At 40.9% G+C, this 12823-nt stretch carries 9 protein-coding genes; 4 read left to right on the top strand and 5 right to left on the bottom strand.

Annotated features, from left to right (window positions below; translation table 11 throughout):
- Positions 1 to 7: 7 nt before the first annotated feature.
- The 4 genes from VUI23_RS14000 (at position 8) to VUI23_RS13985 (ending at position 4809) form a co-directional block, all read left to right on the top strand.
- Complete coding sequence (locus VUI23_RS14000) at positions 8 to 1909, top strand: sulfatase (protein WP_342804726.1); 1902 nt, start codon at positions 8 to 10, stop codon at positions 1907 to 1909.
- Positions 1910 to 2226: 317 nt separating this feature from the next.
- On the top strand, positions 2227 to 2412 hold the full coding sequence (locus tag VUI23_RS13995) for an ATP-binding cassette domain-containing protein (RefSeq protein WP_342804725.1): 186 nt from the start codon (positions 2227 to 2229) through the stop codon (positions 2410 to 2412).
- 530 nt (positions 2413 to 2942) lie between these two features.
- On the top strand, positions 2943 to 3233 hold the full coding sequence (locus VUI23_RS13990) for an EF-hand domain-containing protein (protein WP_342804724.1): 291 nt from the start codon (positions 2943 to 2945) through the stop codon (positions 3231 to 3233).
- Between the two features lie 97 nt (positions 3234 to 3330).
- Positions 3331 to 4809: a hypothetical protein gene (locus VUI23_RS13985; RefSeq protein WP_342804723.1), complete on the top strand. Its 1479-nt coding sequence runs from the start codon at positions 3331 to 3333 to the stop codon at positions 4807 to 4809.
- A 396-nt stretch (positions 4810 to 5205) separates the two neighbouring features.
- Here the strand turns inward: VUI23_RS13985 and VUI23_RS13980 are convergent, their stop codons facing one another.
- The 5 genes from VUI23_RS13980 to VUI23_RS13960 all read right to left on the bottom strand — a co-directional run bounded on the left by VUI23_RS13980 (position 5206) and on the right by VUI23_RS13960 (position 12810).
- Positions 5206 to 7596, bottom strand: coding sequence for a PDZ domain-containing protein (locus VUI23_RS13980; protein ID WP_342804722.1), 2391 nt, complete (start codon positions 7594 to 7596; stop codon positions 5206 to 5208).
- A gap of 143 nt (positions 7597 to 7739) precedes the next feature.
- A complete protein-coding gene (locus VUI23_RS13975) occupies positions 7740 to 8393 on the bottom strand; it encodes a sulfatase/phosphatase domain-containing protein (RefSeq protein WP_342804721.1) in 654 nt (217 codons plus the stop codon).
- A gap of 9 nt (positions 8394 to 8402) precedes the next feature.
- Positions 8403 to 9251 carry a sulfatase-like hydrolase/transferase gene (locus VUI23_RS13970; RefSeq protein ID WP_342804720.1) on the bottom strand — a complete coding sequence of 283 codons (849 nt, stop codon included), beginning with the start codon at positions 9249 to 9251 and terminating at the stop codon, positions 8403 to 8405.
- Between the two features lie 143 nt (positions 9252 to 9394).
- Positions 9395 to 11221 (bottom strand): alpha-L-fucosidase, encoded by a 1827-nt coding sequence (locus VUI23_RS13965; protein ID WP_342804719.1) that lies wholly within the window; start codon positions 11219 to 11221, stop codon positions 9395 to 9397.
- Between the two features lie 50 nt (positions 11222 to 11271).
- Positions 11272 to 12810: a sulfatase-like hydrolase/transferase gene (locus VUI23_RS13960; protein WP_342804718.1), complete on the bottom strand. Its 1539-nt coding sequence runs from the start codon at positions 12808 to 12810 to the stop codon at positions 11272 to 11274.
- Positions 12811 to 12823 lie beyond the last annotated feature (13 nt).

Genomic DNA, 12823 nt, shown 5'->3' with positions numbered 1-12823 from the left:
TACTATTATGATAACCATTAAAAAAATCGCACTTTTCAGTGCAGTCTTAATTTCAGGTTGCACCACCGTGCATGAAGAGGTTGTGCATCAGCGCCCTGAAAAACCCAATATAATTTTACTGCTAACTGACGATCTTGGTTGGCAGGATGTGAAAATTTATGACATTGATGAGCCGTCGCCATTCGAAACACCAAACATCGATGCACTAGCAGGTAAGGGGACTATGTTTTGGCAGGGTTATTCGCCAGCACCGTCTTGCGCACCTAGTCGTGGTGCCATTATGACAGGGGCGCATCCAGCCCGCACTCAATACACCCATGTTATCGGTGGCACACCGCCAGCGCCGTTTCATAAAACTGCTCATCGCATGATGCCACCTTGGTATAGCGGACGTGTATCAACAGATTATGTTTCGCTGCCGCAAGCACTTAAAAACAACGGCTACACTACAGGGCATAGTGGTAAGTGGCACATGGCTAGAACTTATCCTGAACCAGAGGATCTTGGCTTTGATTGGACGCGGACTAATCAAGGCACTACTAGACGGATGAAGCCACATAGATTAACGGGGTTTGCGACGAACAATCCCAAAGATCCGTATCGTCTTGATGAAAACGGATTTGCTACCCACCAACTGAGTGAAGATGCATTAACCTTTGTGCGCGAAAATAAAACTGACCCATTTTTTCTTTATTATGCCACTAAGCTAGTGCATGCGCCTATTCATACACGCAGCGAACGTTTGCTTAACAAATATGTGAAAAAAATGGGTGTTGAATTACCGGAAAACCCGCAAGAATGGAAAGGTGAGGGACAAACAAACCCTTTTTATGCTGCTATGGTTGAGGAGCTTGATTATTACGTTGGACAAATGTTCGACTATTTAGATAATACAGAAGATCCCCGTTGGCCTGGACATAAGTTGAGTGAAAACACCTATATTATCTTTACTTCGGATAACGGTGGTATGGAAAACATGCCGGGTGAAAAGATCGCCGAAAATTACCCATTGGATCGTGGTAAAATTTCTGCCATGGAAGGGGGGACACGAGTGCCTCTGATTATTGTTGGTCCTGGAATTAAAGCTGGTGTGCAAACCGATGTTATGGCCTCCGGTCTCGATTTTTATCCGACTATTCTTTCTTGGACGAATACACCGAAGCCGACAGGTAGTCAGTTTGACGGTAGTGACCTTTCCAAACTTCTCGCCACAGATGCTACCGACCCGCAATTGGTGAAACAACAAGATGGGCAGGTACGCGACACTCTTTTGTGGCACTTTCCGAACGCTTTGGCGCTGGAGAGTACGATTCGAATCGGCGACTATAAGTTGGTGCGTAACTATGATCATCTAGATCCTAAAAATGACGAGTTAGAGCTGTATCAACTTTATAAAACTGAGGGTGGAAAGCAAATTCGTGTGGACATCGAAGAAGCCAATAATTTAGCCACCAAGATGCCTGATAAGGCGCAGGCGATGAATGCGAAGTTGACCGAGAAGTTAGAAGCCATGGATGCGAGTTACCCTTATTATAATCCGCATTATAGTGACTCACTCCCAAATAAAGAAGCAGTACCAACGGTATTGTCTCACCAAAGAAATGGCAATGTGGTTGAATATCGTTATCAAGAAAATGGTGCGAAGCTGGCACGTGCGCAATTGATGTATACACTTAATGGAGGCGCTAAGAAGGAGGAATGGTTCCGCATGCCTGCTCAGGTCTTACCTGGCAATAAAGTGACTGCCACCTTGCCCGAAGGGACAACCCACTATCTGATCAACTTAATCGATGAGAACAATTTCCTCGTGAGCTATCCATACGTGAAAAAATCATCACGGGGTAATAACTTGCCGTCGAAAGTGGCGCCGTCTGTTGAGGAAAACTTGAAAAAGAAGAAAAAGAAATAACTTAAAGGAATAAATGTTTAAAAGCCTATTGAAAAATAGGCTTTTTTATTTGAATGCTGTTTTGAACAGTAATAGCGTAATTTTATTACGCCCCATCACTCACATGGCTGGTATTTGGCTCATCATTACCGTTCTAGTAGAGCTGCGCCGTAATATGAGCGTGGTGTTACAAGAAAGCATGCTTTTTTCTGGCACCAGTAAAGACAATAATTTCCCAGAGCCTACCACAAGTTTACGAGCAAACCACGTTACAAGCAGCAGAGCTTGCAGGTGTTACTGCCTTTACTAGCGAATTACCAGAGGGGTATTACACTCAAGTGGGTGAGCGTGGCAGCGGTTTGTCGGGTGGTCAAAGGCAACGGGTGGCATTAGCAAGAGCACTCATCACCAACCCTAAAATTCTTATTTTATACGAAGCCACGAGCGCCTTTGATTATGAATCAGAAGCGGCAATTATGGTTTATCTTGGGGGATTATTAGCTGGCAATTCTGGTTGCCACTAATAATACCGGCAAAATATATAAAAGTTGAAACAGGCCAGCTTATGGCAAGGATGGTGATTAACGATATTAAATTATATCGTTCATTTTATAAAGGAAGAACAGCATGACATGTGAACATAATACGAAAGAAAATAAAAAGGAAATTTGTGGTGTTTTTCGTGAAATCACCGTCGTTAGTCAGCGTCATAGTTAATCGTAGTTTTAATATAAATTATTGTGTTATACGCGGTAGCGCCAGAGTCGAGCATCCTCCTTGCTATACAAGAAGTTACACTCATTCAATTCAAATATAAAATGTATTTTTACATACACCTTGGTTTTATGTTAACCTGATGTTACTAATTTGCAATGTCGCTGTAGAACGTTATTCGTTTAGTACTTGAAAAGTGAAAGGAAGAGTTTTTCGAGTTTCATCTGAGTTGCTTAATGCGCACATTGTGAATGGATCGTTAAATGTTAAACGAAGAAGTTTATGGCAACTATTGGATTGACGCTGACAAATAAACTTCCATAAAAAAAGAGGTGTAATTTTGAAAAATTTATTAAAAACAGTGGTTGCTACAGCATTTGTAACAACATTATTTGCATGTTCAACAACTTCAACAACCTCAAATACTAAGCAAGACCGATTTAGCAAAGTAGATGCTAATTCTGATGGTCGCGTAACCGTCGAGGAATTTTCGTCTAGTATTAAAAAGCCTAAAAATGGACCAAAGCGCTTTGGCCTACTCGATGTTGATAAAAACGGCTACCTTAATAGAACCGAACTTGAGGCCGAAAGAAAGAACAAGAAAAACAAGAAAAAAAAGAAAGAAAATTAATTGAATCATTTGGTAAAAATGCCGTGATATCAACAGACAATATTGTGATGACTGATAAAATTATTATTTACATTAGGGCTGAAATGGAAAAAGAATTATGATGTTTTTAATTAAGCTAATAAGCATTATAACAACCCTATGTTGTTTCTCTTCATCGCTTGTCTTTGCCCATGATATTTTTAAGGCCGATGAATATTATACTGCGAAAAATTTTAAACTCGCAAAAGTTAGCTATTCGGATGCGGCAAAAGTAGGTAACCCTTATGCATACTATCGGCTTGCTACTATGTATTTCAAAGGCTTAGGGACTGATAAAGATGCGTTCAAAGCACTTATATATCTTTCATTCGCGGCCGAATACGACTTTCATGATTCAAAATCGTTAGTAGAGAAAATATTAAGTAACATGGCTACTCAAGAAAGGCTAAACATTCAAAAATTTCTGAATAAGTTACTAAGCGAAAAAGGTAAAAAATACATCAGTAAAAAATATTTGCCTGAACTTGCTGTAAACAAATTGGCAAACAAGATTACCTTTGACGGAAAGGCGCAATTAGAATTAGACGATTTTGAATTAGAGTTTGCTGACAATGACTTGCTAGATGATTCTGATTCTGATTACGATATGGGCGGTGACAGTGAAGACTCGTTCGATATGGATTTCAGTTTCACGACGACGTCTAGCGAGCCCTTTGTCATTATCGATTTTGACCTTGCGTCTGACGGCTCTGTTCGAAATATTGTAGAAGTGCAGCGCGATGGGCGTGCCACTACTTTGCTCGATCAATTCTCTCGGTATTCTTTAGCTAAGCCTACAATACAACACGAAACCGTTGAGTTTGTTGCTAGAGTCAATTTAGGTATTGCTAGTTACGATAAACTCACTTTGCGTAGAAAAAACGCGCAAATGTACCTATCGCTGCTTCGCCAGAGTGAAAAACTCAAGGCGAGTTCTAGCTTAACAGACCGTTTTCAATATGCGCAGCTATTGCAATATTTTAGTTGGTTAGAGCAGTATGAAGGAGAAGCAAACGAACGCCTTAAAAGCTTGGCCGAAGAGGGCCTTCCTGACGCTATGTATGAATACGGCCTTAAGCTTTATCGAGAACAGGATGATATTGAACAAGCCATTGATTGGATTGCGCAAGCCAGTACTTATGGTTTGGCGAAAGCAGAATCTCGCTTAGGTAAATTATTAATTAGTAGCCCTTGGGTGCAGAAAGACGAAACGAAAGCCTTGTTTTGGTTAGAATCTGCAGCGAAGAAAGATGATATTTCGGCTACCTTAAAGGCTGCAGAATTGAGACTATTTGCTCAAGATAAAGCATTACGCAACTTTTCTTTGGCATTAGAATATCTAACAAAAATAGGCGAGCAACAAAAATGGAATCCTGAATACTACTATTTACTTTCACAAGCATATCGTTTTGGTGAACAGCGTAATTTTCAACAAGTTATTCAATATCTAAAACGGGCAATAAGCATGGGAGAAAGAGTCAACTGGGACATTGAGCCATGGCAAACGCTGTTAGCACAACTCACCATTGGGAAAGTGTTTATTAGTGAAGAAAGTTAAGAAAATTTCAATACAATATCAAGCTGTTATTTTGGCACTGTAGTTGTCGCCGAGCATCTGTAACTGTGCGATAATTTTTCGCAAGAAAATATTAAAATATAGGCGGGTTATCGCTACTCATCTCATATTCCAGACGATTTTGGCGAAGTTAGCTCCCCGTGTGCTAGCCATTGTTCTTCTATAGATTTCCGTAATTGCGGTTTGGAACAAACACATAGGGCGTAGTAAACACAACATGATGATCCATATAGGTGCGTCAAATGGGGGAGGTAACACGCTGACAAATCATAAGTCGCCAACATTTCCTTGATACTCGGTCATAATAGATTTTAAGTTGCACCTGTGCCACGTTGGTAAATAGAACAGACCATATGATAGGTATGACAAGAGTTAATTTCATTTATTGAAGGTGCTTCTTTTTAGGCTTGATACACTTTTCAACTGCAGATCTTTATCCATTTGGAGCATCAATTCGATGACTTCCTGATTGCGCACCAATTTAAGGTTGAGTAGATCCGCAGGCGTACGTTTCAAGGTTTGATTTAATTGACGTAACTTAGAAACTGATTGGCCATTAACATTCTGAATAACATCGCCTGCTAATAACCCCGCCTTAGAAGCTTTGCTATCTTTTGGTACTGTTTTTATCACAACTCCACCTGCTTGTTTACTGACGCCAAAAGCAGAAAAGTCATTACCGGAAAGGTTTACTAAACTGGCCCCCATCCAAGTACCTGTAAACGATGGTTGTGCTTTACGTTTGGTTTTTACCGGAGCGCTAAGGTTCGGGGTTCGAGCGATAGCACGTAAAGATGCTTTTTTGACACCAAATTGATCCATCGGAAAATTCTTAAAACCGATCTTCAACGCAGGGGAGTTAGGCTTCACACGGAAGTCTCCGTTTTTCGGGTCGACAAACATCGGATCGCCAAAGGCTGAGTTTTTATCCCAACTTAGGTTGTCGGAAACCGACATTACTTTTTCTTTGCTTTCGCCATAGAAGTTTTTATCTACCATAACTTGATCAACAAAGGGATGAGTCATTCGAGCAGGCTTGTGCCGAGACATGAAAATGTTGTTATAAACTTTATCACCACTTTCCTTATACCAAACATGTGGGTGCAAACCACTGTGAACTGCAATGTTATTCCAGGCGTGGCGGCGAAAACCTTCACGCAATTTTAACCCTCCAGCTAACATCAGGTTATTATAAATATCGTAATTAGTAGAGCCGTCATCTAAGTCAATATCCCAGCCGTGATCACTGCGCCAGCGACTATTACGGATGGTGGTCGTTTCGACTGCATCCAAAAATGGTAAGTCGGGAGCCTCATCAATCGCTTGTTGTGATGTGGCTTGGTCACTTCGCCAGTAACGATCTCGTCCCCAAGAATTGAACGAGCCGTGGTCATGTGTTTCTAGCACGGTGTCAAACACATCAACGCGCTCAATTAAATGGCCACCCCACGTACCGTCACCAATATTAATTCCCGCTCTAGCTGTATCGTAAATTGAAACATCGCGAACCGTGATACCTTTTGCCATAGAAATCTGCACACCAGCAGGCTGACGTTCTACACTGCCTATTTTGTGGATAAGACAATCTTCCACAGTTGAATTAGCTGGATAGTTATTCGTTTTTGGCCCTGGAGTCCGGTCAATTTTAGACAAGTCATTTGTTTGCTTATATTCAAATAAAGGATTACGCACGGCATCAGGATCACCAACAAAGGCTACACCACTGGCACCCGTATCATGAATATGACACCCTTTAATCAATACGTTACGATTATAGTTGTTGACGAAAATAGCATTGCCACCGACCTGATCGAATTCGGTATCTAAAATATGAATGTTTTCAGTGCCCGTAAGAAGGAATGCGCCTCCGCGATAGATTGTCCAATCTGAACGTAGCAAAGGCTCCTTAGTTTTCATGAAAGTGCGAGATGCATGACGTACAACAAAACCTTGTAGGGTAATGTGTTTTACTGGGTTTAATTCAGTGCCCTTAAACTCTACAAGATGACCCAGGCGTACCACTTCTACCTTAGCTGTATTTAGATTTATCCCTTTGGCTGGTTTAAAATAAAGTTTATTTTTTGGGGCGTCATGAAACCATTCGCCTGGTGCATCAAGTTCTTCGAATATATTTTCAACCATTCGAAAGTCTTTATGCATGCCCAGTTGACGGTTATTTTGCCAACCACCTTCATAAGTTATTTCGTTATTGCTTTTCTTGCCAGTGATTTGATAATGGTATCCGCCCCATTGTGAACGATGCATTGCATGAATATAACCACCCCTAGGATCGCCCCAGTTTGCCGCTCGTTCTGCAGAAAAAGCATCGGCCGCATACCCTTGATAGGCTGCTGTTTTTTTGCTCGAATCATAATTGGGGTATCGTGCCATACGCTGATTTTGACCATCAATAAAAAGTTGATCAATGTGTAAACCTACAGGTGTATCGGTTTGGAAAATACCATTTTTATAAGCAGACCAAGTAAGCTTCAATTTTGTACCACCACTTAACACCGCTAGCCCTTCATGCTCTGCTTTGTAAATAATGGGATATCGCTCACTACCAGAGTCCGCCGGTTCAAAAATCAATGTCTCGGGCAAATAATAAACGCCATCAGCAACATGTACTGTTACCGCTTCTTTTCCTGCAAAAGACTGAGCGAGTTGTTTGGCTTTAGCTACTGACGCAAGCGGTTTCCCTTGTCGCCCGCTGTTGTTATCCGTTCCTGTTGGTGCGACATAGATCTCAGCAGCGTGGACACTAGACATGCAACTAAAAATACATAGTATTATTGGTGCTATAGCAGATTTATAAACTGCGCTTTTGTGAGTGTTAAAGGGGTTTATCAAGTATTTAGTAGGCATTAAACGTTCCTATCAATATATTTTGCAATTGGTGTCTACTCGCTGCATTACTGAAGAGCTTGTGCATAAAGTTGTGCCGTCTTTTTCCGCATTTCTGCTAAAGTCGATTTGTAATTTGGATCAGATACGAGGTTGTTTTGCTCATCAGGGTCATTTGCTAGCTCGTAAAGCTCCTCAATTACTGGCGAATGTTCGAAATACTCAAAATACTGATACTGTTTTGTTCGTATCCCACGGCTACGATAAGAGCGATTATTTTTTATAACTTCATTATTCTTGGCTTCAACCTGCTTTCCTTTGGTTCTTAACAGCTCCTGAATAAAAAAGTTCTCTGTCAAAACGCCTTCCCGCCATTTTGTCATGTCTTGCTTACCCTCCATGAGTGGACTTAAGTCATGACCTTTCATTACCGGCGGTATGTCTAAACCTGCCAAAGACAAAATCGTGGGGGCAATATCTGCAGACGAAACCATGGCATCAATCCTACGACCATGGTTTTCTTTAGAGGCTCTTCCATCAAATACAATCAGTGGTTGTTTAATGGCTTCATCGTATTGAATCGCTTTGTCGTAAAGCCCACGTGAACCGTGGTAACGTCCGTTGTCACTGGTGTAAATGATGATTGTGTTATCTAGTAGGTCAAGCTCTTCTAATTTAGCGACTAAACGACGAACTTGCTCATCTACACTATAACTCTGCACTGCAAAGCGTCAAGCAAGTGTTTGGTAAAGTTCAGGCGTGGATGTCCGTTGCATGTGAAGGTAGGTGCTGCGGCTATAATCCAATACTTTAGGCAACTGGTCATTTTTGCCTTCTACCCAATTAGCAGGTACCTGCATTTTCTTGTCTTTAAACAGTTCAACATGTGGACCATACATGTCAGTATCACGGTCATTCTTGACCGCATCGAAACTGACTGAAAGGCTAAAAGATTGACCCTTCGGCTGCGTTTCTAAAAACCGGATCATTGCATCCCCTTTAATCAACGTTCGCTCTTTAGGGTTACGATCCTTACGATAGATATGAGCTAGCTTTTTATCACTTTTAGGAAAGTGAGGGCCTTTTTTACTTGTTGTTGAAATACCTGCATAAAAGTCAAAGTGGTCGGCAACGGTTTCGGGTAATGCTTCTAAGCTAACGCCAAACTTACCAACAAACCCTGTGCGATAGCCTGCTGCTTTCATCAGCGCTGGATAGCTTTGGGCAAACTCTGTTGCAGGTAATGTGCGATTATAAGGGTAGGTGAAACCTACACGATGATCTGAAAAATAACGTCCGGTGAAAATCGTCGTTCTACTTGGCATGCAAATAGCTACAGCATGATAGGCATTGTCAAAACTAACTCCTTGAGCGGCAAGCTTATCAATATTGGGAGTAATTGCATCTTTACTACCATAGCTACCTATAGTGTCCCAACGCTGATCGTCCGTCATTAAAAACACAATATTAGGAGGAAGGTCTGTTTTAGTTGATGGGGTAGCAGTAACTGCCAATAAAGCTGTTGATTGCGAAAAAAATAATATCAAAAATGAAATATTGAAGAAATTAAATTTTTTCAAAATGAAAGCTCCTTACGTTCGTATATGTCACTACGAGATAACGCTTTTTCATTTGTTATCAGCTCAATTGTTGATCTATGTTTTCTGTCTAAAAACAAAGGCGTTAATTAAACACATCTTGTCGATGTGTAGGCCAATTAGGGTTATTTGAAAATGATCTCTACAGCAAATCCATTTTCAGCCTTTTGCCAATCACGGGCATCGATAACAAGGGCGTGATCAGTTTGTTTCCAAGATAGTTTTTGAGTACTGCCGAGTAATCTAACCGCGTCTATATGTCCGCTGCCTTTGCCCAAAGAAAGTATTTCTATGCTGTCCTGCGGCGGCATTAACGACATTGCATATACTTTGTTTTGTTTTGCCGTAAACCAAAAGTCTTTATGGGTGAATTGACGGTTAAAGCCTGATTTTGCGCGATGACCGGTTCCCGATAATAAGGTTTCGTTAGCGCCTTCATAACTGATGTCCCAGCGTGTTGTGCCAAATATGGCATCGCTATTGGTTCCTATCCACTGACCCATCTCCGTTAGACGTTGGGCACTTTGCTGGGGAATTTTGCCCTCTCCATCTGGCCCAATATTGAGCAAATAATTACCGCCTTTGGATAGAATATCGATAAAATAATAAAGCAATTCTTTGGTGCTTTTCCAATCGTCGTCATAAGCTTTAAAGCCCCAAGAGTTGTTGGTGGTGCCAACCGTTTCCCACTGTTTTTCCATCTTTTCGGATGCGGAGGGAATGACATTATCGCCAGCATCAAGGTAGTCACCAAATTGATAACCAACACGACGACTCACTAACACATTGGGATTGTTATCGTAGACTAATTTGTAAAACTCAAAAGCTTGCTTTTCGGTAATGAAACCATCGCCATCAAACCAAATTAACCGTAGTTTAGGCAATAAGGTGAGTAATTCTTTAATTTGCGGGTAAGCTTTGTTGCTTAAGTACTCTGCATGGGTATTCGAACTAGGATCCCATAGGTTCTTACCTTGTGCATGGGTATAAATTCCTAATTTGTCGTTTTGTTTTTTAACGTTTGCGTAGTTGCCATCTGTCCCGTCAAACCAATCGTTGCCATGGGAATAGTAAACACCAAACTCTATTCCTTCAGCTAAGCATGCCTGATACAGCTCTTTGATTAGATCGCCTTGATAGGGCGTTGCATCAACAATATCGTAATCGGACACTGCTGAGTCGTAAAGGGCAAAGCCATCGTGATGCTTAGAGGTAATAACGAGGTATTTCATGCCAGCTTTCTTGGCCAGTTGTGCAAAATTTTGCGCAAAGGATTTGTCAGGGTTAAAAGTACTCGCCAGCTGTTGATATTCTGCGCGAGGTATTCTGAAGGGCGACATTAGCCACTCTGCAACACGAGGACCTGGATAGGGAGAGTCTTCTATCTGCGTGCCTTTCCAAATGCCACCGGCTTGTGAATACAACCCCCAATGAATAAACATGCCAAAGCGCGCTTCTTTAAACCAACGCAATGCCTGTTGTTTTTCCGGTGACTGGTGCATATTCAGCCATTGATTGTAGTACTTTCCGGTACCTATTGGGTTGGAGCGGTGGGGAACAATTCTAATTTGTTTGACGTTAATTGAAGTGGATAGTGATAGTGTGTAGTGGGTTTGAGCCTGCAAGGTTATTGGATCGCTAAACTCATAAACATAGCCAGATTCTATGGTGTATTTTAGCTGCAACTTTTCGTGCAGTTTTTGGCCGTTAACCTCTATATTGCTGACAGCCGCTTCTACAATATCATTGCTTACTAATTGCAGTACAAATTTACCTTTGTGCTTAGCAAGGAAGGATAAATCATCAAGATTTTTAGTTGAATTAATGTGGAGCACAACCCAATTTTGTTGCGGATAATTACGCTCTTGTTTACCCGAAACACTGCAACCAACGCACCCTAAAATTATGCTACTGAGCAAAATACAACGAAATATCCTATTGATAATTAACATTTCAACTTCTTATTGGCCGACTAAATACTGGTGAAGGTGTATATGCATTCTTAGTAAAGTTCTTTTACCAATGTTTGAGCTCGATCTCGATAGTATTCAAGCTCTTTTGCATATTTAGGATCATTAGCAAGGTTAGTTAGTTCGTTAGGATCCGAAACGATATCAAACAACTCTTCATAAATGGGTTCTTCATTGGTAGTAAAAGACCGCGCCGGTAAATATTTCATTCTGTCTTGTTTTTTACTAAACGAGCGAATGTATTTAAATTTCTTATCACGCACACCCTCTTGTCGTGGGTAGCCTTGGTCGGTAAACAAGTTTTCAAGAAAAACATCTTGTCTCCATGGCGATTCTGTTTTTGTTCCTTCTATCAATGGAACTAGACTTTCACCTTGATAAGAAGAAGGGACATTTGCACCAGCCATATCTAAAAGCGTTGCCACGATATCTTGCCCAACGACTAATTCATCGATGTGCTTACCTTGAGTATTAGTGTCAAAAAACGGAGAGTAGATAATAAGAGGAACGTGCACAGACTCGTCATACAAAATGGTTTTTCCACCTAGCCCATGCTCGCCAAGTAACAAGCCATTATCTGAAGCAAAAACGATGATGGTATTTTGATCTTCACCCATTCTCTTTAACTGTTGACGCAGTTCACCGACAAATAGGTCCATGGCATATACCGCACGCGCCATTTTTAATTTGTCGTTTAACAATTTTTTCTTATTACTAGTGACATAATATTTCATTAAGTCACGGGTACCATATACCTCTTTCGGCAAACTAATAGGCACAGGATAGCCAGCAGGTAGCTCTATTTCATCGATTTTATCTTGAAATAGGGTTTTATAAATTAATGGATCACTCTCTAGGCTACCCATGGTGCCGATGCTGGATGCATGGGGTAGATTAAAGTTAATCCATGCGGCAAAAGGCTTTTTAGGATCCCTAGGTTGAATGCTATTTTTAATTGAAGGATGGGCATTTTCATAAAAGTAGTCAAAGTCTTTGTTTTGAGATAAATAAGCTTTAGTGGCCTCCATTAAGCCTTCAACTTGTGTTTTGTTTTTTAAGTTTGAGAAGGCTTTAAACTTAGGTTTGAAGTGAAAGCCCAAATGGCCATTCCCAAAGTATGCAAAATCGATATTTTCACGTAAAGGCGTGTCGTTTTTATCTGCTATTTTCGTATGATGCTTGCCAATAAAAGCAGTGGAGTAACCTTGCTTTTTAAGCTGCATTAACCAACTGTTATCAAAAACCTCTTTTGTAATAACGTTATGAGATCGAGTGTGAAAACCAATTTTGTTTTTACGTTCCCATTGACCAGTGAACATGTTTGCTCTGCTTGGTCCACAAATAGGGCTGGTAATGAAGGCGTTATCGAAGAAAACCCCTTCTTTAGCCAATTGGTCAATATGTTCGGTTGGCGATAGAGGATCGCCAGTCATGGTCAGTGAATTAAAGCGTTGGTCATCGGTAAAAATGAAAATAATATTTGGTTGTTTGTTTGCAGTATCCACCGTTTGCAATCCATCTGGTTGCGAGGATAGGGCATACGCCGATGTATTAACTGTAAGTAGTGACACAAAAGATAAACAC

Origin of the sequence: Alteromonas sp. M12 (genome assembly GCF_037478005.1) — a bacterium.
Lineage (GTDB): Bacteria > Pseudomonadota > Gammaproteobacteria > Enterobacterales > Alteromonadaceae > Aliiglaciecola > Aliiglaciecola lipolytica_A.
Note: the sequence above shows the minus strand (reverse complement) of the source record. Positions and strands in the feature narration are given on the sequence as shown.